The sequence below is a fragment of the Dongia deserti genome, from assembly GCF_003574735.1.
Lineage (GTDB): Bacteria > Pseudomonadota > Alphaproteobacteria > Dongiales > Dongiaceae > Dongia_A > Dongia_A deserti.
Genome location: NZ_QORW01000010.1, coordinates 128,401 through 151,768 on the forward strand (window position 1 = coordinate 128,401; position 23,368 = coordinate 151,768).

Genomic DNA, 23,368 nt, shown 5'->3' on the forward strand with positions numbered 1-23,368 from the left:
CCACTGCGCCTCGCTTCCTCGGCTTTCCCGATCGCCTCGCCGATGGCCGCGTGCCCCGTGCGGTGATCTTCGGAGCCGGTCACGGCAGCACCTACCCCGGCAAGGACAGCAGCGGCCATGCTTGGCCGCCGACGCCATCCGCGCTGCGAGCCAGGAGGATGCCGCGCTTGTCGAGCACTGGGATTTCGATCTCGGCGGCCCGCTGTTCGACGGCAAGCCGGTCTGCTGCATCGACGCCGGCGACATCCCGACCATCATGCATGACAATGCCGGCAACCGGGTCCGGATCGAGGCGAAGACGCGCGAGGTTCTGGCGTTGCCGGCTGTACCGATCCTGCTCGGCGGCGACGATTCCGTGCCCATCCCCTTCCTCGCCGGCTTTGCGGATCATGGGCCGATCTGGATCCTGCAGATCGACGCCCATATCGACTGGCGCGACGAGGTGCACGGCGAACGCTACGGCTATTCGAACCCGATGCGCCGGGCGAGCGAGATGCCGCATGTCGCCGGCATGGTGCAGGTCGGCCTCCGCAGCGTCGGCAGCGCACGCCTCGCCGAAATCGAAGCGGCACGGCACTATGGCAGCCGCTTCGTGACCGCCCGCGAGGTCCACGCCCAGGGCGTCGAAGCCGCTCTCCGGCATATTCCGGAAGGAGCGCGCGTTGTCGTCACCCTCGACTGCGACGGAATCGATCCCGGCATCATGCCGGGCGTGGCGGCGCGCACGCCCGGCGGTCTCACCTACACGCAGGTGATCGACCTGATCGTGGGCCTGGGCAGGCGAGCCAGGATCGCAGGATTCGACCTGGTCGAGCTCTATCCTCCCGCCGACATTGACGGCCTGTCGGCCCTGACCGCCGCGCGCCTTCTTGTCAATGTGATCGGCACCATCGTCCGGCAAGTTTGAAATCCGGCTTTCCGTCTTCACCAGACAGCGCGCCGAGCAACCGCCTTTACGCAAAAATTTTGCTTAATTCTGGTCTCATCGATACCACGATTCTGGCGCTCTCCATGGAACCAGAATTGTCGAACTACGCCTTTTCCACGAACGGATTATCCGTGCGCCGGAGATAGAGCCGGATCGGCGTGCCTTTGAGGTCGAAGCGCTCGCGGATGCCGTTGACGAGGTAGCGCGCATAGGCGTCCGGCAGCTCGTCCGCCTTCGCCGCGAACAACGTGAAGGTCGGCGGCCGGGTCTTGATCTGGGTCATGTAGCGCAGCTTGATGCGGCGCCCGCGCACCAGCGGTGGCGGATGCGCGACGGTCGCGGCCTCCAGGTAGCGGTTGAGCTGCGCGGTCGGCACCCGCTTGCTCCACTCGTCGTAGATCTTCAGCACCGCCTGCATCAGCTTGTCGAGATTGCGCCCGGAGCGCGCCGACAAGGTCACGATCGGAACGCCGGCCACCTGAGGCAGCGATTTCTCCACCCGCTCCTTCAGCCTCTTGAGCGCTTCGGTCTTGTCTTCGATCGCATCCCACTTGTTGGCGGCGATCACCAGCGCGCGCCCTTCTTCGACCACATGGCGCGCGATGGTGAGGTCCTGCTTTTCCAGCATGTCGTTGGCGTCCAGCACCAGCACGACCACGTGCGCGTAGCGCACCGCGCGATCGGTATCGGCGCCGGACAGGCGTTCCAGTTTCTCCACCACGCGCGCGCGGCGGCGCAGGCCCGCGGTGTCGATGAGGCGGATCGGTGTCCCCTTCCACTCCCAATCGATAGCGATGGCATCGCGCGTGATGCCGGCCTCCGGTCCGGTCAGCAGGCGCTCCTCGCCGAGTAGCGCGTTCGCCAGGGTCGACTTGCCGACATTGGGCCGGCCCACGATGGCGAGCTGCAGCACCTTCGGCGCCTCGGCTTCGTCCTCTGGCAGCGCCTCCAATTCCGCGTCGGGATCGGCCGCAACGTCCTCGAGCTGGGCCTCCTTCCGGTCCGCCACCGCGCGCAGCGCGTCATAGAGCTCGCCCATCCCTTCGCCATGCTCGGCGGAGATCGCGATCGGCGCACCGAGGCCGAGGCGGAAGGCTTCGCCCAGGCCCGCCTCCGCCGCCCTGCTTTCGCATTTGTTGGCGATCAACAGGATCGGCGTCCGGGTCTTGCGCAGGCGCCTGGCGAAATGCTCGTCGAGCGGCGTGATGCCGGCGCGCGCATCGATAAGCAGCAGCGCGACGTCGGCGTGGCGGATCGCTTCCTCCGTCTGCTCGCGCATGCGCGCTTCAAGGGATTCGTCGAATACATCCTCGAGGCCCGCGGTGTCGACCGCGGTGAAGTCGAGATCACCCAGGTGCCCCGCGCCGAAGCGCCGGTCGCGCGTGACACCCGGCTGGTCATCCACCAAGGCCAGCCTCTTGCCCACCAGGCGATTGAACAGGGTCGATTTGCCGACATTCGGTCGGCCGACGATGGCAACGGTGAACGCCATGGGGCTCGCTATTTCAACGCGATCAGCCGCGCGTCATCGGACAGGATATAGATGGTTTCGTTGGCGACGACCGGTGGCAGGTGCGAGGAATCGGGCAGCGTCTGTTTGCCGATGATACTGCCGTCATAGGGCGAGAGGGCGACGGCCATGCCGCTGGAGCCAGTCACCAGCAAACGATCGCTGACCAGCACCGGGCCGGACCAATAGATGCGGTCCTCTTTCTCCTGCGGATTCTCAAATTGCGGCAGAGCGGTGATCCATTTGATGCGGCCGTCCTGGCGCGACAGGCACACGACCTCGCTGTCGTTGGTCAGCACGAAGACGAAGTCGCCTGCGACCCAGGGCATCTGCGTGCCGCCGAGGCCATTGTCCCACACGCGGCCGCCGCGCTCCTTGTCGATCGCGGCCATGACGCCGCCATTGCCGATCGCGACGACAAAATCGCGATCGATCACCGGCCGGCCGCGGATGTCGGTCAACGTCGCGATGGCGTTGCCGCGCGCGCCGCCGGCGAGCGATTCAGTCCAGATCGAACGTCCGTCCGTCACATCGAATGCCAGCAATTCGCCCGAGGTGTAGGCCGCGATGACGATGTCGCCGTCCACCGCCGGCGTCGTGCCGCCGAGCAGACCGGCTGCTTCTTCGACACCGGCGTTGGACCACAGCTTGCGACCGTCATCCAGCGCATAGACCAGCAGCTGATTGTCGATGGTGATGACGAACACGCGCCCGTCGCTGACCGCGGGGGCGGAGCGCATCGGCGCCGGTGCCGTTGCTTCCCACTTCACCTCGCCGGTCTTGGCATCGAGCAGGAATACGCGTGCGAAGGGCGTCGAAATCACGACGCCGGCTTCGGACCAGGCGATCCCGCCGCCGAACAGGTCATCATCTTCATCGTCCGGCGTCAGATCCTTACGCCAGATTTGCCTGCCGCTGGCGGCATCGAGGGCGCTGACAATCGAATTCGCGTCCATCGCGTATACAACGCCATCGGCGACGATGGGCTCGGCCAGCAGGCGGTTGTCGGAGCTGGCCGAAGCGCCGATATCGACCGACCACACCTGCTGCAGCGCACCTGAATTCGCCTTCAAGTGATACATGGCGTGCGTCTGGTTCCCGCCTGCCTGGGCCCACGCATTGTTCACATACGGCTCCGGCAGGATGACATCGGTGCCCGCCAGCTCCGGATCGACATTCAATTGCCTGTTGAGCTGGAGTGCCGAAACGCGCTCACCGGGCAAGGGCGGCTTCTCGCTGTCGCCGAACCAGCCGCACCCGCCGAGCAGAAAGAGTGTGCTCAACACCATCACCGATGCAGCGCTGCGGCGCACAGCGCGTGCCGTTTCCCGAAACCCGCTCATGATTTCCCCCACGCCGCTCAGTTGCCGAGCCGATCGAGCAGCTGGTCTGCCCGCTGCGCGAAGCCAGCACCCAGTACGGCTTCTTCCTCCGCAGTCTTCTTCACGGCTTCGAAACTCGCCTTGGCCTTCTCCTTGTCGCCCGCCGCGAGGGCGGCGAGCCCCGTGATCTCCAGCGCGGACAGGCGATAGCTTTCGCCCTCCTTCATCAGGTCCTTGACCAGCTCCGCGGCGTTTTCCGGCTTGCCGATCTCGAGTTCCAGCAGCGCCGCCTGGATCGCTGCCAGATCGCGCAGTGGCTTGTCGGTGCCTTGGTCCTTGGCGATCTCGCCCAGGATGCCGCGGGCCTTGTCCTTATCGCCGGCCTCGATCGCGGTTTCCGCCAGGCGGAAGCGCGCCAGCGCGCCATAGATGCCGCCCTCGGCCGCGACAGTGGAAAGGGCTGCCTCGCGCTGCTTGAGATCGCTCGCCGCGGCTGCGGCGAGGAAATCCGCCGACGCCTGCAGCTGCTGGCGGGTCGAATATTCCCTCCAGCCCCAATGCGCAGCCACCGCCAGCACGAGTACCAGCGCCACCCCGATGATGAAATTGCCGTACTTCTTCCAGATCGCGGCCGCTTGGTCGCGACGGAGATCCTCCTCGATCTCGTGGAAAATGTCTGCCACGCGTGATGTCTCCGCTGTCCCGCTCTGCTCCCTGGCCGTCGCTTCGTTCCGTCGACGTGCGCAACCCACGGGATCGATTAACAAAATGGGCCGTAACATAGCGGCTGACCCCGGCGATGGCAAACTGTGTAAAGGGCTTTTTTGCCGCGGTTAACCAGTTGGAACGCTTCTTGCTGAAAGATCGGCAGGACAGACTGGAAAGCTGAAATCCATGCCTATTCGGGACACACTTTGGCGCTCCCTCGCCCCTCTGGCTGGCTTTGCCTTGCTGGCCTGTCTGAGCGGCTGCACCGCACTCGCCCTTACCCCGGCAGCTGCGGTTTATGCCGGCGTGGAAGGAGTCGCCCTCAACCAGACCGGCAAGCTGGCCTCGGACCACGCGGTCTCTGCCATCACCGGACAGGACTGCAGTTTCCTGAGATACAAGGATACCGGCAATTATTGCCGGAGCGCCGCCGAAATTGCCGCCCAGGAAGCGCGGGAGCGCCGCGACCTGGCCGGTTATTGCTATCGCCGGCTCGGGCTCGTGACCTGCTACGAGAGGCCCGATCCTACCGCCACCGACGAGATCCGCGTGCACTAGAAACGCTTCGGAACATCTGGACGAAAGCGTGGGTTTGCGGTGAACTTTCGTCAGCGAGAGGCGTTTGCCCGAGTCGAGAAGGCCTGTCGGAGGCGCAATGAACAATGTTGTGCAGGAGCAATGCCGCAGCCGGTCCTGCTGAGTGACTACCGGCCCCGCGCCGGCAAGGTCTTCTTCGACCGCGCCGATCTCATGCGCATTCTCTCCGTGTATAGCCGTCAGGTGTCGCGCGGTTTGTGGCGCGATTACGCAATCGACCATCGCAGCAACATGGCGGTGTTCTCGATCTACCGCCGCTCCCAGGAACAGCCCCTGTTTGCCATCACGAAGGTGCTGCTGCGCGGTGACCGCGACCCCAAATATATTCTGCAGTCGCGCAACGGTCAGCTGGCCTCCAGCCGATCCCTCAAAGACATTCTCGACGTGCTGAGCAGGCAACTCATTGCTGTTAACTAAACGTTAACCGACTGCTGGCAGAAGCCCCGAAATCGCCTTAATCGGGCTGTACCGTTCCGGTTCTGTCCTAGATATTGCGGGCGAATGACGTCTATCCACAAGATTTTGAGAAAACGCCCTTGCCACTCAAGGTCTTGTGGTGGGAAGATGACAAAAGCTCAAGATCTCGGGGCGATCTGTGGACTTGTCGGAGGCGGGCATGGAATGGACCGAACAGAGAATTGAAATGTTGCGGCGGCTTTGGGGGCAAGGCCAGACCGCCAGCCAAATTGCGGTAGCCCTTGGCGGCGTTACGCGGAATGCGGTTATCGGCAAGGCCCATCGCCTTGGGCTCACCGGCCGGCCGTCGCCGATCAAGCGCGACGCCAGCGGCAGCGCGACGCCGAAACGCCGGCCGGTTCCGCGCCGCGCCCTGGCGCCGCAGCCGAAGCCGATGATGACCCTGCAGCGGGCCCTGCCGGCGCAGCCGCAGGAGAGCGGCGCGACGGCGAGCCAGCCGCCTGCGCCCCGCGAGCAGACGCGCAGCTATCCGCCGGTGCGCGCGCATGGCGGGACCAAGAGCTGCTCCTGGCCGATGGGCGATCCGAAGCAGCCGGGCTTCCATTTCTGCGGCGAGCCGTCGGAGCCGGGCCGGCCTTATTGCGCGCATCATTGCCAGCAGGCCTATCAGCGGAAGTCGGAGGCGGCGTAACTCCCGCGCCGCATTTCTCGGGGGTTGCGGCCGGCCACGAGGGGGTGCCCGGCCGCTTTTTTGTACGGTTGTGATCGATGAGGAAAGCCAAGCGCATCACGATCGACGTGCGTGCCGCGGAGGTCGCGGACGTTGATGCGCTCACGCGGCTCTTCACCCATCGCAACGCCTATGCGCAGACCCTGCAGCTGCCGCTGCAGAGCACGGAGCTCTGGCGCAAGCGCCTGGCGGAGCCAAGCGACAATCACCACGCCTTGGTCGCGACGGTGAACGGCGAGCTGGTCGGCAATCTCGGCCTCACGCGTTTCACCCGCCCGCGCCGCGCGCATGTGGGAGAGATCGGCATGGCCGTGCGCGACGACTGGCAGGGCAAAGGCGTCGGCTCGGCCCTGATGAAGGCGGCTCTCGAGCTCGCCGATAATTGGCTCGGCCTGCGGCGCTTGGAGCTCAACGTGTATGCCGACAACGAACGCGCGATCGCGCTCTATCGCAAGTTCGGCTTCGAGATCGAGGGCACGCACCGTGCCTATTCGATCCGGAACGGAGCGTATGTCGATTCTTTGTCCATGGCGCGCCTGATCGAAGGCCCCCGCATGCCTACAGACAAGCGCCGCAAATCAGATCGTTAACGTGGCTCAGCGCCTGCCGTTGGCGAGCGGGGGCTTGGCGGTCGAGGGGCTGATGGTGCGGTTCTCGTAGCGGCCCTTCTGGAGATAATGGACCAGCGGATTGGTCTTCATCACACGCACGTCGGGATAGGCCTCGAGATAGGCCTGCGACGAGAACATCGGCGAAGGGTCGCGGCCTTCGAACCCGCCATAGAGCACGTAATGCAACGCCGGCGGGATGCCGACTGCCGCCACGTCGGGATATTGGCGGAGATACCACGCCTCGTGCATCAGGCCGCTCCTCAGCACCAGCTTGGCATGGCGGTACGGCTTCATCTGCTTCTTCATGCGGGCGAAGCGGAAGGTCGTGATCCAATAGGCGCACATCGCCCATTGCCGCATGTTGTAGATGGCCCAGCGGTGATTCTTGACCAGCCGCCGCGCCGGCTTGGTGATGCGCCACCAGATGCTTTCCTCGACCTTGCGCAGGCGCTTCAGCGTCTTCACGTGATCGACGCGCGCCGCGGCCAGGGCGTCCTTCGCCGCGCTCAGCGCGGACTCAAGCTTGGCCACCTGGTCGCTGTCGAGGGCCGCATGCAAGCGGCGGCGGACGTCGGTCAGCTCGGCCTGGATGGCGACCATGCCGCCCAGCCGCGCGAACATCTCGCGCACTTCCAGCGCCCGCGTGGCTGTCGCATCGAGTGAGAAGAGATGCTGCAGGGCGGGCGGCAGATCCTCGCCGATGCCGAGGACGCCGAGACCGCCGCCATGCACGAATTCGAAATGCGGGTATTTCTCCGCAAGCACGTGCCACAGCTCGAGCGTCTCTGTCGCGATCGCCGGATCGTCGATGCCGTGGACCAGCATGATCGCGCTCTTGGAGAGCTTCGGCAGCCAGGCGCGATAGTGCTGCGCCAGCGCTCCGCGCTCCATCGCATCGATGCTAATGAGATCGATGGTGCCGTCCTCGCAACGCTCGAACATCTGCTCGGCTGGCAGGAACTGCGAGAACTGCGCATAGCGTGCATTGTGATACTGCGTGCGCTCGTCGCGGCTCGTGCCGCTACCGGAAATTGCGTAGCAGCGCGTCGGCAAGCGTAACCGGCTGACCGCCTGGCAAAGGCCCAGATAGGACGCGGACGGCGCCTCGACCAGTTCCACCAGCGCCATGGGGCGCAGGGCATCCACCAGCCAGAACAGGAACGGCACATGCTCCGAGCGCGGCACGGCATCGACCCGATCGGGCGCCCAGAACATCGCGGGCGTGACAAAGCCGCCGCCGAGCCGCGACCACCAATTACCCAATTCGATTGGAACGCCGGTTGCGCCTGCGGCCTCACCTAACGCGATCTTTTCAGCGCCGATCGGCGTCTCTTTTGTCAAAGGCCACACCCCCCAGAAGCAGCCTGCCAAGGAATCAGGAAAAACTTCAGGAAAGCAAGTCCGGAGAAGAACCAGGAGGATTTCCAGCCACTTGCTGTTGCTCCCGTGCTGCAACGGCCCCTTGCAAAGCCGAGTCGCTGATGATACTTAAGCACATGCTTAACCAATCGGTCGCGCTCGATTTCATGTTCCAAGCGCTCGCCGACCCCAGCAGGCGGGTAATGGTGGAGCGGCTGACCCGCGGACCGGCGTCGGTGAGCGAGTTGGCGAAGCCCCTCGCCATGTCCCTGCCGGCGGTCGTGCAGCACCTACAGGTGCTCGAGGCGAGCGGTTTGGTCCGATCGGAGAAGGTGGGTCGCGTGCGCACCTGTCACCTCGAACCAAAGGCGCTGCGGACCGCGGAGCAATGGATTGCGGAGCGGCGCACGATCTGGGAGCGCCGCCTCGACCGGCTCGGCGAGATTCTCGCCGCCGAGCAAGAGGAGACGGACAAGAGCAGCGCGTAGAGAACGACTTAGTTCATTTCCGGAAACGAATGATGGTCATGTCGCTGAAGCTCTATTTCCATCCCCTCTCTTCTTTCTGTCATAAGGTGCTGATCGCGCTCTACGAGACCGCGACGCCGTTCGAGCCCTGCATCGTCGACCTACTCGGCGATGCGCAAGAATTCAAGGCGATCTGGCCGATCGGAACGATCCCGGTGCTGCGCGACGAAGCGAAGGACCGGACGATCCCGGAGACCAGCATCATCATCGAGTATCTGGCGCAGTATTTTCCGGGCCAGACGCAGCTGTTCCCCGCGGATCGCGACCTGTGCCGGCAGATGCGCCTGCGCGACCGCTTCCATGATCTCTACGTCAATGCGCCGATGCAGAAGATCGTGACGGACCGGCTGCGGCCCGAGGGCAGGAACGACGCGCATGGCGTCGAAGAGGCCCGTAATCTGCTGAAAGTCTCGCTCGGCATGATCGAGGAGGACATGGCGCACAATCGCTGGGCCATGGGCGATCAGTTCACCATGGCCGATTGCGCCGCCGCGCCGGCCTTATTCTACGCCGATATGGTGGCGCCGTTCCGTGACACGCACAGGAACACGGCGGCCTATCTCGACCGCTTGATGGAGCGGCCGTCCTACGCCCGTGTCCTCAAGGAAGCAGAGCCGTATTTCTCGATGGTGCCGAAGTAGGGCGCCACTTGTTTCAGCGAGCAACATGAGGAGATCAGAATGACCGAGCGATCGGTGACCCATGCGACTTTCACGCTCGAGCAGACCTATGATGCGCCGCCGGCGAAAGTGTTCAACGCATTTGCCGATCCGGCGATCAAGCGACGCTGGTACGTCGAAGGCGAAGGATGGCAAGTCGAGGAGTTCACCGGCGAATTCAAGGTCGGCGGCTATGAGCGCAGCCGATTTCGCTTTCGTGGCGGCGAACTCATCCGCAACGACACCACCTATCACGACATCGTGCCGAACGAGCGAATCATCTTCGCCTACACCATGACCATCGGCGAGAATCGCATCTCTGCCTCGCTCACGACTTTCGAATTCAAGCCAGCGGGCGCCGGCACGAAGCTCATTTGCACCGAGCAGGGTGCCTTTCTCGATGGTTACGACAACGTGGAGGCGCGCGAAGGCGGCTGGGGCCACCTGCTCGAAGCGCTTGGCCGGGCGCTGCAATCATGAGCGGGCGATCGGCGACCCACGGCACCTTCACGCTCGAGCGTGTCTACGACGCGGCGCCGGCACGCGTGTTCAGGGCTTGGTCCGATGTGGCGATCAAGGCACGCTGGTTTGTCGGGCCGGCGGATTGGCACCTCATCGAACGGGCGATGGATTTCCGCGTCGGCGGCAAGGAGCGGCTCCGCGGCCGGAAGGGAAGCGGTGTCGTCTCCACCTTCGACAGCGTCTATCTCGACATCGTGGCGGGTGAGCGCATCATCTACAGCTACGACATGCGCCTCGACGACCGGCACATCTCCGTCTCCCTGGCGACGGTCGAGTTGAAGCCGGAGGGCGCCGGCACGCGCCTCACCATCACCGAGCAGGGCGTCTTCCTCGACGGCTACGACGATGCCGGCAGCCGCGAGCGCGGCACGCGCATCCTGCTGGATCAGCTCGGCGCGGAATTGCGGCGTTAGCTGCTGACTTGATCTGCAAGGCGCGCCAGGTTGTCCTGAAGCCAGGTTGCATAGCGACGCGGCGCCCTTCCCAGCAGCTCGCCAAGGGTCGACGTCTCGTACCAACGGCCTTCCCGCAACGTGCGGAAGTAGAACAGTATCTTTTCCACGATCGAAGCAGGAAATCCTGAGCGCAGCAGGTCGTCGCGGGTTTCCTGCTCGCCGGCGTCGACGAAGGTGATCGCTTTCCCAAGCGCGGTTGACAGACACTGCGCCATCTCATCGCCGGTCAAAGCGTCGCCGACAAGCTCGTAGGTCTTGCCTTCGTGTCCCATCTGCGTGAGCGCGACCACGGCCGCAGCCGCAATGTCACGAGGATCAATCATGGTAACTTTGCGGCCGCCGTGTGGTTCGATCAGCAGCCCCCGGTCACGGACCGATGCCCAACCGTACGGCGTGTTGGTCATGAAGCGCACCGGCCGCAGGATCGTCCAACTCATGGGTGACTCCCGCAGGCGCTGTTCGTTCGCGCCGTGTGCTTGCCAGAGATCCTCCGCGAAAGAGCCGGCGCCGAAATTCGAAAGATAGACGATGTGCCTGACGCCCGTTTCGCGGGCAGCCGTGAAGGCGTTGGCTTCGAGCGCTTCGAGCTCGGGGACCGGCGGCGCGAGGACGAAAACCCGCTCGATCCCCGCAAACGCCTTGGTAAGTGTCTGGGGCTTCGCAAGGTCCCCGACCACGACGTCAATCCTATCGCTGAAGCTCGCCTTGGCCGGGTCACGAACCAGAGCGCGTACTCTATATTCGCCATCAGCGAGTTGGCCGACGAGTTCGGATCCCACCGTTCCGGTGGCGCCTATCACCAGGATCAGCGGTCGATCCATTCTTATAATCCTTCCTTCAGGATTGCCGCATTGTCACGTAACCACTCATCGAAGGTACGCGCTGCTCGGCCGAGCAGACGGGAGGTGGTGTCAGTCACGTAGGCGCGTCCCGCTCGTGTGGCCGCGAAGTGCCCGAGAAGCGATTCGACGAAAGCGGCCGGTATTCCTAGCGACAGGAAGCGCCTGCGCGCTTCCTCCTCTGTCACGTCAACGTGCTTTAACGGCTTGCCGAGTACGGCGCTGACCTTCGCCGTCATCTCGCTGAAGCTGAGCAGCGCGGGGCCGGTGAGCAGATACACTTCACCGTCATGGGCCTCTTCCGTCACTACCTTGACACCCACCGAGGCGATGTCGCGCGGGTCGATCGGAGCTTCCCTTCCATGGCCACTCGGAAGGAAGGCGCCCGCCTGCAGGTCAATGATGAAAGGCAACCGGGTATTGGATGCGAAATAGCTGGGCCTCAAGAGCGTCCAAGGAATGCCGCAGGCGCGGAGGTGCTGTTCCGCCTCCAGATGCCATTGGCCGAGCGGCGTCGCGGCCAGCTCCGGAAACTCTATCTCCAGCGCGGACACCCGCACGATATGCTTGATGCCTTCCGACGCCGCGGCCTTGTATAGATTTGGCTCCAGCCGAATGCCTGGTCCATTGGAGACCACAAAGACCTTATCCGCACCCGCACACGCCGCAACCAAGGTATCAGGTTCGGCAAGATCGGCTTGAAGGATCTCAATGCCACTTCCGAATCCCGCGGCGGCCTTGCCTGGATCGCGGACCGCGACTCGCACGCGTTGCCCGCGCCCCGCAAGCTGCGGCACCAGCTCGCGGCCGATCGTGCCGGTTGCACCAATGATCAAGATCAACGGAGTCGTCATGTCGCTGCCTCTCAACTCGCTGCCATGCCGCCGTCGACCCGAAGATCGATGCCATTGACGAAGCTGGCGGCGGAGGAGGCGAGGAACGCGACGGCTCCGGCAATCTCCTCGTCCAGGCCGAAGCGCCCAAGAGGCACGCGCTCAGGCACGAGCTTACGGAATGCTGACATTGTCTCCGGCGGCAAGCCGAGCTTTTGAAAGGCGGCGTTGTCGATCGGTCCCGGGCTTACGGAATTGACGCGGATGCCGCGCGGCGCCAGCTCGACAGCGAGCGCGCGCACCATCGCCATGAGCGCACCTTTAGTCGCGGTATAGACGGACCAATTCGGAACGCCTTTGTACGCGCCAACCGCACAGTTGAAGATTACCGACCCGCCGGCGCTCATCAGCGGCAGGATCTTTTGCAGTAAAAAGAACTGGCCCTTCACGTTGACGGCAAAGTGCTCATCGAATGTCGCTTCGTCGACCGCTTCGATTGGCAGCATCTTTCCAATACCGGCATTAAGGAAAGCGGTGTCGAGCTTGCCGAAACGCGCCCGCAGCTCCGCTACCGTCTTGTCCGCATCGGCCAGCGACCGGGCATCCGCCCGGATCACCACGATCTCTTTCGGAAGAGCGCGCTGCGCGGCCGCAATGGTCTCCGGGTTGTTTCCGGTGACGAGTACGTCGAGGCCTCGTTCGTGAAGAACCCGCGCCGTCGCAAGACCGATTCCGGTGGTACCACCGGTAATGAGCGCGACGGACCGTGACGATGTCATGATCAGCTCCCGAGCGAAGGGTTACGATTTATGTAGTTTATACTATACAATAGAGTTGCGCTTGCATCCGGCTGTCAAGAATTTTATAGTCATTGCTATAGAAAGGTTATTGATGCCCAGGCGAGGCCGGCCCGCCACCTTCGACAGAGAAGAAGCGCTCCATCGTGCGATGGAGCTGTTCTGGGCGCATGGCTACGAGGGCGCGACGCTGGAAGCGCTGCAAAGGGCCATGGGCGGGATTAGTCCGCCGAGCTTCTATCACGCCTTCGGATCGAAGGAGGAACTCTTCGAGGAAGCGGTCGACCTCTATGTTGCTACGATCGGCGATCCGGCTGTGCGGGCGCTGCACGACGCAAAAACCGCGCGCGAGGGCGTTGAAGCGATGCTGCGGCTAACGGCGGAATCGTTCTCGCGTCCGGGCAAGCCACACGGCTGCCTGCTCGTCGTTGGTGCGACCAACTGCTCGCCCGCGAACAAAGGCGCGCAGGATTATGTGAAGGCGATCCGGCAGCGCGCAGCGGAGGTGATCAAACAGCGCCTCGAACGCGCAGTGACGGATGGCGAACTTCCGCCCGGACTCGACGTGGGCGGCATAGCGGCATTCTATACGACCGTTGTGCACGGGCTTGGCGTGCGAGCCTGGGACGGAGCGTCGCGTTCTGCCCTAATGGCAGCCGTGGATGGTGCGATGGCGGCGTGGCAAACGCTGACGCGAAACTAGATCCAGCGCGTCCGAAAAATTTCATTTCTCTGTCGGCTTTCGACGACGGCGTTCGTCGTCCAGATAGAAGGTGCGTTCCGCCCTTCCCCGCAGATCCATTTTCAACAGGAGATAAGTCCATGAAAGTCATGGTGATTGTGAAAGCGAGCAAGGCTTCCGAGGCCGGCGAAATGCCGAGCCAGCAGCTGCTGGCCGATATGGGCAAGTATAACGAGGAACTGCAGAAGGCCGGGATCATGCTGGATGGCGCGGGCCTGCATCCGAGTTCCAAGGGCAAGCGCGTGCGCTTTGCCGGGCAGAACCGCACCGTGATCGACGGGCCGTTCGCCGAGACCAAGGAATTGATCGCCGGCTATTGGCTCTGGGAGGTCAAGTCCATGGACGACGCGGTCGAATGGCTGAAGCGCTGCCCTAATCCGCACCCCGAAGTGACCGACGTCGAGATCAGGCCGCTCTTTACGGCCGAAGATTTCGCGAACGCCTGATCACGCGAGGGGTGAGCGCTTCGGCATGGAACAACACTCATCTGCTGCAAGGCGACACGGTGACAGGAGTGGCCAAGCCGAAGAAGGAGCTACACGGCGGCATCCTGGTCCATGGCAGCCGCACGCTGGCCACCGCGCTGAAACCGCGTGGTGCGGCAATGAGCGCACGCAGTTTGTGCACCTCACATCCATACTCCGCGGCAACCTGCTCTCACCCGCGCAACGGCCAGCGCGCGAGCGGAATGTAGCGATTGCGGCCGAGCAGGCTGTGCACGAGCGCGAACTCGCGGACGGTCCAACTTACCGGCTCGATCGCCTGTTCTTCGACCTCTCGGCTGCCATAGAGCAGGGTGAGATGCGGAAGCCAGCTCGGCCCGATCCAGCGTCCAAGACCGGCGCGCTCCATCGCCGGGCCGAGCTTGTGCTGAAACTGTACCAGCCCGACGAGGCCATCGCCGCCGGCGAGGACCAAGGGCCGGTCGCGCCGGTTGCCGCGCAGGCTCTTCACGCGATCGAAGGCAACGCGGAATGGCGGCATTTCGATTGTGGAGACGACGTCGCTCGCCTCAACAACCACGTTCGCGGAAACATGAGAGGCAACGTAGTGCAGAGAGACATGGAAGCGCCACACTGCGAGCGGCCGGCCAGTCAGCTTGTGCTTGTCACGCACGCGGCGTGCGATCTGCGCGATGCGCACGGACGCTTCCTCGTCCGGAAGAATCGCCACGAACACGCTCTCCGTCGGCAGCGGCGAGGCTTCGAAACCCGCGAAGGACAGTTGCTCCGGCATCGTTGGCCCTCCGGCACGGCCTTACATCAGCTTCCTACCCGCCCGCCGAAGGTGCAACACTCAGCTGTCGATAAGCGCTTCAGCCTGATTTGCGAGGCGCCGCGGAAGGTCGGGTGAGAGGAGCTTCGCCAACCTGGCGTGCGCCTTGCGCCACAGGGGGACCGCAGCTTCCAGCCGTCGCGCGCCGGCTTCGGTCAGCCACACCGCACGGCGCCGGAGATCGCTCTCCACCACGGCGATCTCGATCAGCCCCTGCCCTTCGAGGGTGCGCAGATTGCGCGACAAGGTGGATTGCTCGAGGCCCGTGCTGCGCGCCAGGGCGCCCAGCGTATCGTCCCCGGCCGAGGCGATCTGCGCCATGAGGCCGAGCTGGGCCACGGACAGGCCGCTGTCCGCCAGCTCGCGGTCCAGGAACTGGGTGATGCGCCGGGCAGCCAGCCGGCTGTTCCAGCCGGCACAGCTCTCCACCAGGGCGCGGGCATCGGTGCGCAAGGTCTTGCGCTGCATTGACGAGGTCATGATTCATGTATATACATTATTTGTATCTACATAGATAGCGTTCTCATGACGAAGGCACGCATCGGATTGAAGCGAGTCTACGAGAAGCCGGCGGCGGATGACGGCATGCGCATCCTGGTCGACCGGCTGTGGCCGCGCGGCATCCCGAAGGACAAGGCGAAGGTCGATCTCTGGCTCAAGGACATTGCGCCGAGCCACGCGCTGCGCAAGCGCTTCCATGGCAAGCCGGCGGACTGGGACGCGTTCTGCGCCGCCTATGGCGCCGAACTGGAGAACGCAGCGATGGAACACGCAGTGAAGGAGCTGCGCAGTCATCTGCGCAAGAGAAGGGTGACCCTGCTCTATGCGGCGCGTGATGAGGAGCACAACAACGCCGTGGCCCTCCTGCAATGGATGAGGAAGGGGAAAGCAGGCCAGAAAGGCGGATAATCATGCATGCAAGCAGCAGTGTATTGGAAGCGATCGGCAACACGGCGCTGGTGGAACTGCGCAGAGTGCTGCCGCCGGATTGTGCCAGGATCTTCGTAAAGGTCGAGGGACAGAATCCGACCGGCAGCATGAAGGATCGCATGGCGCAGGCAATGATAGCACGAGCGGAGGCTGACGGAAGGCTGAAGCCCGGTGACACCGTTGTCGAATATACCGGCGGCAGCACGGGCGCATCCCTGGCCCTGGTTTGTGCTGCCAAGGGCTACCGACTACGCATCGTTACCTCCCGCGCGTTCAGCGAGGAGAAGCTCTCCCAGATGGCGGCGTTCGGCGCGGAATTGACACTGATCGAAAGCGAAGGGGGCCTCTTCACCAGGAAGCTGTTCTACGACATGATCGCGGCCGCGAAGGAGATCAGCAGAGAGCCCCGCACATACTGGACGGACCAACTCAATAATGCGGACAGCATCGCCGGCTATTATCCGATGGGCGAGGAGATCTGGATGCAGACCGGGGGCAAGGTCGACGCCTTCGTTCAATCCATCGGCACGACGGCTTCCTTGAGGGGCGTCGCCACCGTGCTGAGGCGCAACAATCCGGTGGTCAAGATCGTGGCCGTCGAGCCCGCCGAATCCGCCGTCCTATCCGGTGGGCAACCCGGCGCTCACAAGATCGAGGGAATCGGCATCGGCTACGCGCCGCCGCTATGGGACCGGAGCCTGGTGGACGATATCATCCCCGTGTCGACAGCCGACGGCGAAGCAATGGCGCGGCGGCTGGCGCGTGAGGAAGGGCTTTTCACCGGCACGTCATCGGGCGCGAACGTGGTTGCCGCCATCCAACTCGGTCGCCGGCTGGGGCCCGGCGCAACCATTGCCACACTGCTGGTAGATTCCGGGCTGAAGTATCTCAGCACAGATATCTACAAGCGGCGCGAAGCTGCCTGATCCGGCCGTCCGTACGGCTGCGGCAGGCGGCCCGGTTTGCGGTCCGCCTGCCGCAGAGTCTTAGGGCCTGATGTTCTGGTTGACGCGAAACAGGTTGAGCGGGTCGTACTCGCCCTTGATCGCCACCAACCGGTCGTAGTTCGCGCCGTAGGACGCGCGCACGCGCTCCTCGCCCTCGTCATCCATCATGAAGTTGATGTAGGCACCGCCATGCTTGTTGTGCCTGTGGATCGCAGCCCAATAGTCCCTGGCCCACTGCTTGAGCGCGGGCGCCTTGGCGGGATCCGGATCAATGCCGGCGATCACCATGGACCAGCGTGCCCGCCGGGCGCCCCAAGCTGTGGCGTCCGGTGCCGCCTCCTGCACGGCGCCGTCGATTGGATAGAGATGCATCAGCGAGAGTTCGCTCGGGCTCTTCGAGCCATGCTCGATGTGCGTCGCGATGGCAGCGTCGGGCAACTCGTCGACATAGTCGCCCTTCCAGTACCATTGCAGCCCCTTGGGAAGCAGCGGATCGAACATGGCCTGCAGGCTGACGAACGGCATCTGTGCCACGCCGTCCAGCAGCGGCGCGGGCAAGGCCTCCCGTACCGGACGCATCGCCTCCTTGCCCGCGGACTCGCTGCCGTTGTAGCAGCAGATCAGGGCGCAGATCCGGCGCCCCCAGATCTCCTTCGGGAACGGCTCGCACGATGGCACCATCTTCAGGCCGAAGAAGACGGCAAGCTCGCGCGGCGCCGTGGGCAGGAAGTCACGGTACCAGTGCATGATTTCCGCGGCATGAGCGATGTCATAGAGAATCGGGCCGGCATACACATCGCCGACGGGGTGCGCGCGATAGGTGAAGCTGGTCACCACGCCGAAATTGCCGCCACCGCCGCGCAGCGCCCAGAACAAATCGCCATTCTCCTTTTCGCTTGCCGTGACCAGCCGGCCATCCGCCAACACCACCTCCGCCGAAACCAGATTGTCGATGGTGAGGCCGTGCTTGCGCGTGAGATAGCCGGTGCCGCCCCCCAGCGTCAGGCCCGCAATGCCGGTGGTCGACACGATGCCCGCCGGAACGGCAAGGCCATGCTTGCTGGCCGCCGCGTCGACCTCGCCCTGGGTGCAGCCGGCCTGGACCGGGACGATACGGGACTTGGGGTCGATGTGGATGCGCTTCATCGGCGACAGGTCGATGACCAGCCCGCCATCGCAGCTGCCGAGGCCGGCGCCGTTGTGGCCGCCGCCGCGGATGGCCAGCAGCAGGTCATGGGTGCGCGCGTGGTTGACCGCGGCGATGACATCCTCCACGTCGGCGCAGGGCACGATCCAGGCGGGGCGCTTGTCGATCATCCCGTTGTAGAGCGCGCGCGCCGCGTCGTAGTCGGGGTGATCCTGGCTGATGAGGCGGTCCCGCAGGCGGTGCGGGAAATCGGATGAATTGAACGAGCCGTGCATGAAGTTCCTCACTTTCTGCGTCGATATGGGCTTTCGAGGCGCGCGAGGGTAGATTTCCCGGTCAAATCGGGCTATGCCGGTCCATCGGAACTCAATTGCAGATCGTCTTGAATCCAACGCCGAGTTGATCTCGCGTCCGGATTCATTTGCAGTTCGTCCTGCGCGTTAAGGGAGCCGCCCATGGACGTACTATCGGATGTACTGAAGGCCGTGCGGCTGGATGGAGCCGTTTTTCTTCAATGTGCGCGCCAGCGAACCAGTGCGCGCCCATACCCCCAACATGGCGCTGGTCGGACATCGCCTGATGCCCGGCGCAGCCAATGTCATACCGTTTCACATCATGCTGGCCGGGCGATGCTGGGTGGAGTCGATCGATGGCGATGATCCATCCGCCGAGTTCTGCGAGGGCGACATCGTCATCTATCCCCATGGGCACGGCCACATCTTCGTGACGAATCGTGGCGAGCGGGAGGAGCCGAGATTGGAGGCCTACCACCGGTACGACGGCCAACCGCTTCCCATCATGATGCATCTTGGCGATGAACCGGAGCAGCTCCACTTTGTCTGCGGCTATTTCGGATGCGATGCGACACCTTTCAATCCGCTGCTCGAGGCACTGCCTTCTCAGGTGTTGGCGAAGCGACCGCCGGAAGGCAACCATATCGAAGTGGACCTGATCCACAATGCGATCGCCGAGTTCGAGCACAATCGCGCCGGAAGCGAGACCATCCTGGCGCGGCTGAGCGAGTTGCTGTTCGTGCGGGTGTTACGGCGCTACATCGAGCAGTTGCCGGAACATTCGAGCGGCTGGCTCGCGGGGCTGCGCGACCCGCAGATCGGCAAGTCGCTGCAGCTCATCCACGCGCAGCCGGCGCGCGACTGGACGCTCGAGAAGCTAGCGCGCGAGAGCGGCATGTCGCGCGCGATCTTCGCCGAGCGCTTCGCAAGATGCGTCGGCGAGACGCCGATGCGTTATCTCGCCAAGTGGCGCATGCAGCTCGCAGCGCATGCGCTGAAGCAGCCGGGTGCGACCGTCGAGATCGTCGCAGAGAAGGTCGGCTACCAGTCCGAGGCAGCCTTCAATCGCGCCTTCAAGAGCATCGTCGGCATGCCGCCAGGCAGCTGGCGCCGCTCAACCACCGGCGCGCTAGCGCGCGATTGACGCAGTTCCGGTTTGGGGGCGGCCGCTAATCAGACGAAAGGTGATGCGGCGGCCTGATCCGTTTACAAAACCGTAACCTGTTGATTTGTAAAACGGTACACGGATATCTTCCGTACACTGCCATCAAAATAGACTTGGGCGATTGGTTTTCATCTGGATGCAGCCGTCAAGCGCGGCGGCCATACGCGTTGCAGTGAGTGATCGGGGGAGCGGCGCATGGCACTGACTCGCGGCGCAATCGAGGCGATGGCTCCGGACCAGAGCGCGCTTGCCGCCGCATCGAAATTGCTGCAGCCCGCGAAATGGCCGGCGCGCGGCCGATCCGGCGGACTGATCTGGGGCGAATGCCAAGGCTCCGGCGCCAATCCCTACCGCGTGGTCGCCGACACCGCTGATCCGGGGTCGAAATGCACCTGCCCCTCGCGCAAGTTTCCGTGCAAGCACGCCTTGGCCCTGATGTGGATGTTCGTCGAGGACGAATCCGCCTTCAAAGCCGGCGACGTACCGGATTGGGTCAATGACTGGATGGGCCGGCGCCGGAAGAGCGGCGGCGGCGCTGCTCAATCCGGCGGTGCCAAGAGCCTGGATGCCGCGCGCGCGGAAGCCGCCGAAAGCGCTCCCGATCCGGAAGCGGAGGTACGGAGGAAGGCAGCGTCCGAAAAGCGCGCCCAGGATACGCGGCGATCGGTTCTTGCCGCGACCGAGGAGCTCGAAATCTGGATCGCCGACCAGCTTCGCACCGGTCTCACCAGCTTTCTCGGCGATCTCGGCGGTCGATGCCGGCGCATTGCCGCGCGGCTGGTGGACGCGAAGGCCAACGCCCTCGCCAGCCGCGTCGACGAGATGCCGTCCCGGCTGCTGAGCCTGTCAGCGGAGGAGCGTGTCGACGCTGCGATTCAGGAACTGGGCAAGCTGGTGCTTCTTGTCCGCGCGTGGCGCGCCAATCCCGATGAGCCGGAGCTGCGCCGCGAGGTCATCGCATCGGAGACGCGGGATGACGTGCTGGCCAATGCCGAGTCACTGCGCGTGACATCGCGGTGGGAGGTCCTGGGCGAACGCATTGCCACGCGGCGCGACGGATTGGTGAGCCAGACGACGTGGCTCATGAACGTGGGCCCCGGGCCGCAGCGTTTTGCCATGCTGCTCGACTTCTTCCCCGCGTCCGCGGGTCGCCGCGCAGGCGCATTCGTGGCCGGCGAGCGATTCAGCGCGGAGCTCGCCTTCTATCCCGCCAAGGCGCCACTGCGCGCCGTGATCGCGTCGCGCGGCGATCCGGAAAAAGCGTCCGCTGACTGGCCGACGGCGGGCGACGATCCGTTTGCGGACCATGCCGAGCAGATGCTGGTTGCGCCATGGCGGATCGACGCGCCGCTGCTGTTGCCGGAGGGCCGGATCTGCGCGGACGCAGCGGGCCGTGCGTGGTGGCGGTCAAATAGCGATATGTGGGCGCCGTTGCGCGACGTGCCGCCGGCACTCGCGCTGGGTGCGTCGATCGAGAGCGCGGCCGGCATCTGGGACGGCGCGCGGCTCTCGCTGATCGCCGCGCAGACGAATTGGGGGACGCTGGGCTTCGATGCGTGACATCGACTCATCCCTTGCACGAATCCGCAACGCGTGGATGGCCGGACGTTCGGCGCTGGAGCATTGCCCGGTCGCTTGGCGCGACGGCACGTCGGGCGATGGCGGAGAATGCGCGCTCATCGCGCTCACCGGCCACGCAACTGCGGTGCTGTTCCGGCCGGCGCCACCCGCGCCCATCGCACCACGCCCGCTCCTGCCGGCCCTCGCCTTTCCGACTGTACCCGAGGGCGCGCGGCCGCGGCTGCGCCGGTTGCTGGCGCGGAAGAACGGCGCCTCGCTGGAACGGTCGCTGATCGATCTGGTCACCGCGCGCGGCTTCGCCATGCATCCCGCTGATTGGATGCCTTCGCCACGCGACGATTGGGCGCCCGATCTCTACGCCCCGTGGCTCGACTGGGTGCGTGCCGAAAGCAAGGCGGCGCCGGCCTCCGACCTCACGCTCGAGAACTATGACCAGTGGTCGTGGGCCGAGCGGCGCGTCGAGCTCGCCGCCTTGCGTCAGCGCGATCCCGCAGCGGCGCGCGCCATCATTGCCGCGAAGGCGGCGACGGAAGCGGCCGAACGGCGCGTGAAGCTAATCGAAATCCTGGAAAACAACCTGTCGGCGGACGACGCGGAGTTCCTCGCGACGCTGGCGAAGGATCGGTCCGAACGCGTGCAGGCCTTGGCCTCCGCCTATCTCGCACGGCTCGGCCGTCACTCCGACTCCGATGCGCTGGCAAAGGAGTTGGCGGAGATGCTGGAGGTCGGCAAAGTCGGACTGGTCACGCGGCGCACACAGCTGGTGATTAAGCCGCTCAAGAACGCGACGCAGAACACGCGGCGGCGGGAGCTGTTCAAGCTCGTGAGCTTTTCCAACCTCGCGCAAGCGCTTGGGCTCAGCGAACAGCAGTTGCTCGAGAGCGCGCCCGCCGGTGTCGAGGACGGCATCGCTGAGTTCGTGCAGATGATCGGCGCGACCGGGTCGGATGAGGCACGCCGCTTGCTGCTGGACCGCATGGTGCATGACACTGACTTCCCGTTCGCGCATGCGCGCTGGCTCGGTCCGCGGCTGACACCAACGGAACGCCGCGCCGTCCTGTCGCCCGTCTTGGTGCGCGATCCGAACCTGTTCGAAACGACCGTGGTCCTGATGGGTAGCACCCTGGGCGAGGCGCCGATATCGGCACTAGAGAAGTCGCCCGGCTATGCCGCTCTGGAGAGCTCCATCGCAAGCGTTCTGGAGGCCGACGACAAGACGCGCACGACGATCGAGCCCATGCTGGAATCAACGCTCAATCGCGTCGCCTTGCTGGCGGATGCGCGTGCCGCAGCCGAGCTGATCAGCCGCGTCACATCCAGGGGTCTCTCGCCCGCCGATCCGAGACTCGAGCTCTTGCACCTCAATGCCGCTTTGACACAGGAGACCAAGCCTTGACCGAAGCACTGCGCCTTCCCGCGGAGAAGATCCATGCTGCCGAACTCGAGGCGCTGAAAGCGGACGACAAGGAGCGCAGGCCACCAGGCTGGGCGCTCTCGCCGCGCGCCGCCGTCACCTATCTGATGGGTGGCAAGGCGGCGAACGGTATGCCGATCAGCGCCAAATACGTTGGCGACAAGCGCCTGATCGAGACGGCGGTCGCGACCCTCGCCACTGATCGCGCGCTACTGCTGCTCGGCGTGCCGGGCACGGCGAAGTCCTGGGTCTCGGAACATCTGGCAGCCGCCGTCAGCGGCGATTCCACCATGGTCATCCAATGCACCGCCGGCACGGATGAGAACCAGGTGCGGTACGGCTGGAACTACGCCCAGTTGCTGGCGCACGGCCCGTCGCGCCAGGCACTGGTTCCGACGCCGCTGTTCCGCGCCATGGAAGCGGGCAAGCTGTGCCGCCTGGAAGAGCTGACGCGCATGGGATCGGATGTGCAGGATACGCTCATCACCGTGCTGTCGGAGAAGATGATGCCGATCCCCGAGCTCAACGAATCCGTCTATGCCGTGCGCGGGTTCAATGTGATCGCCACTGCCAACAACCGCGACAAAGGTGTCAACGAATTGTCGTCGGCCTTGAAGCGCCGCTTCAACGTGGTGGTGCTGCCTCTGCCGGACGACATGGAGCAGGAGATCGCGATCGTGACCAAGCGCGTCGGTGAGATGGCGCAGAGCCTGGACTTGCCGGCGCCGAAGAACGTGAGCGAGGAAGTCGCGCGCGTGGTCGCCATCTTCCGCGAGCTGCGCGGTGGTGCGACCATGGACGGCAAGATCACGCTGAAGACACCCTCCGGCACCTTGTCCACCGCAGAGGCGATCGCCGTCATGATCGGCGGGCTGAGCCAGGCTGCGTTCTTCAACGGCGGCAAGCTCTCGGCCGAGGGTCTCGCGCCTAACATGATTGGCGCGATCGTCAAAGACCCCGTGCAGGACAAGGTAGTGCTGGAGGAATATCTCGAAACCGTGCTGAAGAAGCGGCCGGACTATGCCGATTACTATCACATGCTGAGCGATCTCACCTGATC

The 23,368-nt window shown here is 64.3% G+C and carries 27 protein-coding genes; 17 read left to right on the plus strand and 10 right to left on the minus strand.

Annotated features, from left to right (window positions below):
- Positions 1–121: 121 nt before the first annotated feature.
- Complete coding sequence (locus DTX69_RS17045) at positions 122–907, plus strand: agmatinase (protein WP_284735842.1); 786 nt, start codon at positions 122–124, stop codon at positions 905–907.
- Between the two features lie 124 nt (positions 908–1,031).
- On the opposite strand, the gene der is transcribed toward DTX69_RS17045, so the two are convergent.
- The 3 genes from der to DTX69_RS17060 are packed head-to-tail and all read right to left on the minus strand — an operon-like array spanning position 1,032 to position 4,443.
- The gene (der, locus tag DTX69_RS17050; RefSeq protein WP_119302754.1) at positions 1,032–2,420 is read right to left on the minus strand and encodes a ribosome biogenesis GTPase Der; all 1,389 of its coding nucleotides are present in this window, start codon (positions 2,418–2,420) and stop codon (positions 1,032–1,034) included.
- Between the two features lie 8 nt (positions 2,421–2,428).
- On the minus strand, positions 2,429–3,781 hold the full coding sequence (locus DTX69_RS17055) for a PQQ-like beta-propeller repeat protein (RefSeq protein WP_119302755.1): 1,353 nt from the start codon (positions 3,779–3,781) through the stop codon (positions 2,429–2,431).
- A 17-nt stretch (positions 3,782–3,798) separates the two neighbouring features.
- Positions 3,799–4,443, minus strand: coding sequence for a tetratricopeptide repeat protein (locus DTX69_RS17060; RefSeq protein ID WP_162917297.1), 645 nt, complete (start codon positions 4,441–4,443; stop codon positions 3,799–3,801).
- A 211-nt stretch (positions 4,444–4,654) separates the two neighbouring features.
- Between DTX69_RS17060 and DTX69_RS17065 the strand changes: the two genes are divergently transcribed.
- The 4 genes from DTX69_RS17065 (at position 4,655) to DTX69_RS17080 (ending at position 6,802) form a co-directional block, all read left to right on the plus strand.
- A complete protein-coding gene (locus tag DTX69_RS17065; RefSeq protein ID WP_162917298.1) occupies positions 4,655–5,026 on the plus strand; it encodes a hypothetical protein in 372 nt (123 codons plus the stop codon).
- Between the two features lie 120 nt (positions 5,027–5,146).
- The gene (locus DTX69_RS17070) at positions 5,147–5,482 is read left to right on the plus strand and encodes a DUF2794 domain-containing protein (RefSeq protein WP_119302758.1); all 336 of its coding nucleotides are present in this window, start codon (positions 5,147–5,149) and stop codon (positions 5,480–5,482) included.
- 199 nt (positions 5,483–5,681) lie between these two features.
- Positions 5,682–6,173, plus strand: a complete 492-nt coding sequence (locus tag DTX69_RS17075; protein ID WP_119302759.1) for a GcrA family cell cycle regulator — start codon at positions 5,682–5,684, stop codon at positions 6,171–6,173.
- A gap of 77 nt (positions 6,174–6,250) precedes the next feature.
- Positions 6,251–6,802: a GNAT family N-acetyltransferase gene (locus tag DTX69_RS17080; RefSeq protein ID WP_119302760.1), complete on the plus strand. Its 552-nt coding sequence runs from the start codon at positions 6,251–6,253 to the stop codon at positions 6,800–6,802.
- Between the two features lie 6 nt (positions 6,803–6,808).
- On the opposite strand, the gene DTX69_RS17085 is transcribed toward DTX69_RS17080, so the two are convergent.
- Positions 6,809–8,164: a class I SAM-dependent methyltransferase gene (locus DTX69_RS17085; protein ID WP_162917299.1), complete on the minus strand. Its 1,356-nt coding sequence runs from the start codon at positions 8,162–8,164 to the stop codon at positions 6,809–6,811.
- A gap of 155 nt (positions 8,165–8,319) precedes the next feature.
- On the opposite strand from DTX69_RS17085, the gene DTX69_RS17090 reads away from it, so the two are divergent.
- Genes DTX69_RS17090 through DTX69_RS17105 form a run of 4 tightly spaced genes read left to right on the plus strand, consistent with a single transcriptional unit; the run spans position 8,320 to position 10,303 of the window.
- A complete protein-coding gene (locus DTX69_RS17090) occupies positions 8,320–8,670 on the plus strand; it encodes an ArsR/SmtB family transcription factor (RefSeq protein ID WP_119302867.1) in 351 nt (116 codons plus the stop codon).
- 29 nt (positions 8,671–8,699) lie between these two features.
- Positions 8,700–9,350, plus strand: coding sequence for a glutathione S-transferase family protein (locus DTX69_RS17095; protein ID WP_284735843.1), 651 nt, complete (start codon positions 8,700–8,702; stop codon positions 9,348–9,350).
- A gap of 39 nt (positions 9,351–9,389) precedes the next feature.
- Positions 9,390–9,848 (plus strand): SRPBCC family protein, encoded by a 459-nt coding sequence (locus DTX69_RS17100; RefSeq protein WP_119302762.1) that lies wholly within the window; start codon positions 9,390–9,392, stop codon positions 9,846–9,848.
- Positions 9,845–10,303, plus strand: coding sequence for an SRPBCC family protein (locus tag DTX69_RS17105; protein ID WP_119302763.1), 459 nt, complete (start codon positions 9,845–9,847; stop codon positions 10,301–10,303). The genes DTX69_RS17100 and DTX69_RS17105 overlap by 4 nt, the downstream gene beginning before the upstream one ends.
- Here DTX69_RS17105 and DTX69_RS17110 read toward each other — a convergent pair.
- Genes DTX69_RS17110 through DTX69_RS17120 form a run of 3 tightly spaced genes read right to left on the minus strand, consistent with a single transcriptional unit; the run spans position 10,300 to position 12,796 of the window.
- Entirely contained in the window at positions 10,300–11,166 is an 867-nt protein-coding gene (locus DTX69_RS17110; protein WP_119302764.1) for an NAD(P)H-binding protein, read from the minus strand. The genes DTX69_RS17105 and DTX69_RS17110 overlap by 4 nt on opposite strands.
- A gap of 2 nt (positions 11,167–11,168) precedes the next feature.
- Positions 11,169–12,038: an SDR family oxidoreductase gene (locus DTX69_RS17115; protein WP_119302765.1), complete on the minus strand. Its 870-nt coding sequence runs from the start codon at positions 12,036–12,038 to the stop codon at positions 11,169–11,171.
- Positions 12,039–12,049: 11 nt separating this feature from the next.
- Positions 12,050–12,796 (minus strand): SDR family oxidoreductase, encoded by a 747-nt coding sequence (locus tag DTX69_RS17120; RefSeq protein WP_119302766.1) that lies wholly within the window; start codon positions 12,794–12,796, stop codon positions 12,050–12,052.
- Here DTX69_RS17120 and DTX69_RS17125 point away from each other — a divergent pair.
- Positions 12,795–13,517 (plus strand): TetR/AcrR family transcriptional regulator, encoded by a 723-nt coding sequence (locus tag DTX69_RS17125; protein ID WP_284735844.1) that lies wholly within the window; start codon positions 12,795–12,797, stop codon positions 13,515–13,517. The two genes, DTX69_RS17120 and DTX69_RS17125, sit on opposite strands and share 2 nt — an antisense overlap.
- A gap of 119 nt (positions 13,518–13,636) precedes the next feature.
- Positions 13,637–14,002 carry a YciI family protein gene (locus DTX69_RS17130; protein ID WP_119302768.1) on the plus strand — a complete coding sequence of 122 codons (366 nt, stop codon included), beginning with the start codon at positions 13,637–13,639 and terminating at the stop codon, positions 14,000–14,002.
- A 211-nt stretch (positions 14,003–14,213) separates the two neighbouring features.
- Here DTX69_RS17130 and DTX69_RS17135 read toward each other — a convergent pair whose 3' ends face one another.
- Complete coding sequence (locus DTX69_RS17135; RefSeq protein WP_119302769.1) at positions 14,214–14,792, minus strand: 2'-5' RNA ligase family protein; 579 nt, start codon at positions 14,790–14,792, stop codon at positions 14,214–14,216.
- Positions 14,793–14,852: 60 nt separating this feature from the next.
- A complete protein-coding gene (locus DTX69_RS17140) occupies positions 14,853–15,299 on the minus strand; it encodes a MarR family winged helix-turn-helix transcriptional regulator (protein ID WP_284735845.1) in 447 nt (148 codons plus the stop codon).
- 57 nt (positions 15,300–15,356) lie between these two features.
- Between DTX69_RS17140 and DTX69_RS17145 the strand changes: the two genes are divergently transcribed.
- Together DTX69_RS17145 and DTX69_RS17150 are read left to right on the plus strand one after the other, a co-directional pair.
- A complete protein-coding gene (locus DTX69_RS17145) occupies positions 15,357–15,740 on the plus strand; it encodes a DUF488 domain-containing protein (protein ID WP_119302771.1) in 384 nt (127 codons plus the stop codon).
- 2 nt (positions 15,741–15,742) lie between these two features.
- Positions 15,743–16,687, plus strand: coding sequence for a PLP-dependent cysteine synthase family protein (locus DTX69_RS17150; RefSeq protein WP_119302772.1), 945 nt, complete (start codon positions 15,743–15,745; stop codon positions 16,685–16,687).
- 60 nt (positions 16,688–16,747) lie between these two features.
- Here the strand turns inward: DTX69_RS17150 and DTX69_RS17155 are convergent, their stop codons facing one another.
- Complete coding sequence (locus DTX69_RS17155; protein ID WP_119302773.1) at positions 16,748–18,130, minus strand: FAD-binding oxidoreductase; 1,383 nt, start codon at positions 18,128–18,130, stop codon at positions 16,748–16,750.
- A 220-nt stretch (positions 18,131–18,350) separates the two neighbouring features.
- On the opposite strand from DTX69_RS17155, the gene DTX69_RS17160 reads away from it, so the two are divergent.
- From DTX69_RS17160 to DTX69_RS17175, 4 genes are all read left to right on the plus strand, one after another.
- Positions 18,351–19,292, plus strand: a complete 942-nt coding sequence (locus tag DTX69_RS17160) for an AraC family transcriptional regulator (RefSeq protein ID WP_119302774.1) — start codon at positions 18,351–18,353, stop codon at positions 19,290–19,292.
- A gap of 216 nt (positions 19,293–19,508) precedes the next feature.
- The gene (locus DTX69_RS17165; RefSeq protein WP_119302775.1) at positions 19,509–20,873 is read left to right on the plus strand and encodes an SWIM zinc finger family protein; all 1,365 of its coding nucleotides are present in this window, start codon (positions 19,509–19,511) and stop codon (positions 20,871–20,873) included.
- A 37-nt stretch (positions 20,874–20,910) separates the two neighbouring features.
- Positions 20,911–22,290 carry a DUF5691 domain-containing protein gene (locus DTX69_RS17170; RefSeq protein WP_119302776.1) on the plus strand — a complete coding sequence of 460 codons (1,380 nt, stop codon included), beginning with the start codon at positions 20,911–20,913 and terminating at the stop codon, positions 22,288–22,290.
- The gene (locus DTX69_RS17175) at positions 22,287–23,366 is read left to right on the plus strand and encodes an ATP-binding protein (RefSeq protein ID WP_119302777.1); all 1,080 of its coding nucleotides are present in this window, start codon (positions 22,287–22,289) and stop codon (positions 23,364–23,366) included. The genes DTX69_RS17170 and DTX69_RS17175 overlap by 4 nt, the downstream gene beginning before the upstream one ends.
- The last annotated feature ends 2 nt before the right edge of the window (positions 23,367–23,368 follow it).

What these genes read in the sequence shown, in the direction of transcription:
- DTX69_RS17125 (WP_284735844.1), top strand. Translation starts at nt 12,795, where the DNA reads ATGATCAGCTCCCGAGCGAAGGGTTACGATTTATGTAGTTTATACTAT.
- DTX69_RS17075 (WP_119302759.1), top strand. Translation starts at nt 5,682, where the DNA reads ATGGAATGGACCGAACAGAGAATTGAAATGTTGCGGCGGCTTTGGGGG.
- DTX69_RS17115 (WP_119302765.1), bottom strand. Translation starts at nt 12,038, where the DNA reads ATGACGACTCCGTTGATCTTGATCATTGGTGCAACCGGCACGATCGGC.
- der (WP_119302754.1), bottom strand. Translation starts at nt 2,420, where the DNA reads ATGGCGTTCACCGTTGCCATCGTCGGCCGACCGAATGTCGGCAAATCG.
- DTX69_RS17070 (WP_119302758.1), top strand. Translation starts at nt 5,147, where the DNA reads ATGCCGCAGCCGGTCCTGCTGAGTGACTACCGGCCCCGCGCCGGCAAG.
- DTX69_RS17110 (WP_119302764.1), bottom strand. Translation starts at nt 11,166, where the DNA reads ATGGATCGACCGCTGATCCTGGTGATAGGCGCCACCGGAACGGTGGGA.
- DTX69_RS17120 (WP_119302766.1), bottom strand. Translation starts at nt 12,796, where the DNA reads ATGACATCGTCACGGTCCGTCGCGCTCATTACCGGTGGTACCACCGGA.
- DTX69_RS17095 (WP_284735843.1), top strand. Translation starts at nt 8,700, where the DNA reads ATGATGGTCATGTCGCTGAAGCTCTATTTCCATCCCCTCTCTTCTTTC.
- DTX69_RS17155 (WP_119302773.1), bottom strand. Translation starts at nt 18,130, where the DNA reads ATGCACGGCTCGTTCAATTCATCCGATTTCCCGCACCGCCTGCGGGAC.
- DTX69_RS17105 (WP_119302763.1), top strand. Translation starts at nt 9,845, where the DNA reads ATGAGCGGGCGATCGGCGACCCACGGCACCTTCACGCTCGAGCGTGTC.
- DTX69_RS17170 (WP_119302776.1), top strand. Translation starts at nt 20,911, where the DNA reads ATGGCCGGACGTTCGGCGCTGGAGCATTGCCCGGTCGCTTGGCGCGAC.
- DTX69_RS17100 (WP_119302762.1), top strand. Translation starts at nt 9,390, where the DNA reads ATGACCGAGCGATCGGTGACCCATGCGACTTTCACGCTCGAGCAGACC.
- DTX69_RS17080 (WP_119302760.1), top strand. Translation starts at nt 6,251, where the DNA reads ATGAGGAAAGCCAAGCGCATCACGATCGACGTGCGTGCCGCGGAGGTC.
- DTX69_RS17135 (WP_119302769.1), bottom strand. Translation starts at nt 14,792, where the DNA reads ATGCCGGAGCAACTGTCCTTCGCGGGTTTCGAAGCCTCGCCGCTGCCG.
- DTX69_RS17145 (WP_119302771.1), top strand. Translation starts at nt 15,357, where the DNA reads ATGACGAAGGCACGCATCGGATTGAAGCGAGTCTACGAGAAGCCGGCG.
- DTX69_RS17165 (WP_119302775.1), top strand. Translation starts at nt 19,509, where the DNA reads ATGGCACTGACTCGCGGCGCAATCGAGGCGATGGCTCCGGACCAGAGC.
- DTX69_RS17055 (WP_119302755.1), bottom strand. Translation starts at nt 3,781, where the DNA reads ATGAGCGGGTTTCGGGAAACGGCACGCGCTGTGCGCCGCAGCGCTGCA.
- DTX69_RS17140 (WP_284735845.1), bottom strand. Translation starts at nt 15,299, where the DNA reads ATGCAGCGCAAGACCTTGCGCACCGATGCCCGCGCCCTGGTGGAGAGC.
- DTX69_RS17065 (WP_162917298.1), top strand. Translation starts at nt 4,655, where the DNA reads ATGCCTATTCGGGACACACTTTGGCGCTCCCTCGCCCCTCTGGCTGGC.
- DTX69_RS17130 (WP_119302768.1), top strand. Translation starts at nt 13,637, where the DNA reads ATGAAAGTCATGGTGATTGTGAAAGCGAGCAAGGCTTCCGAGGCCGGC.
- DTX69_RS17150 (WP_119302772.1), top strand. Translation starts at nt 15,743, where the DNA reads ATGCATGCAAGCAGCAGTGTATTGGAAGCGATCGGCAACACGGCGCTG.
- DTX69_RS17160 (WP_119302774.1), top strand. Translation starts at nt 18,351, where the DNA reads ATGGAGCCGTTTTTCTTCAATGTGCGCGCCAGCGAACCAGTGCGCGCC.
- DTX69_RS17090 (WP_119302867.1), top strand. Translation starts at nt 8,320, where the DNA reads ATGCTTAACCAATCGGTCGCGCTCGATTTCATGTTCCAAGCGCTCGCC.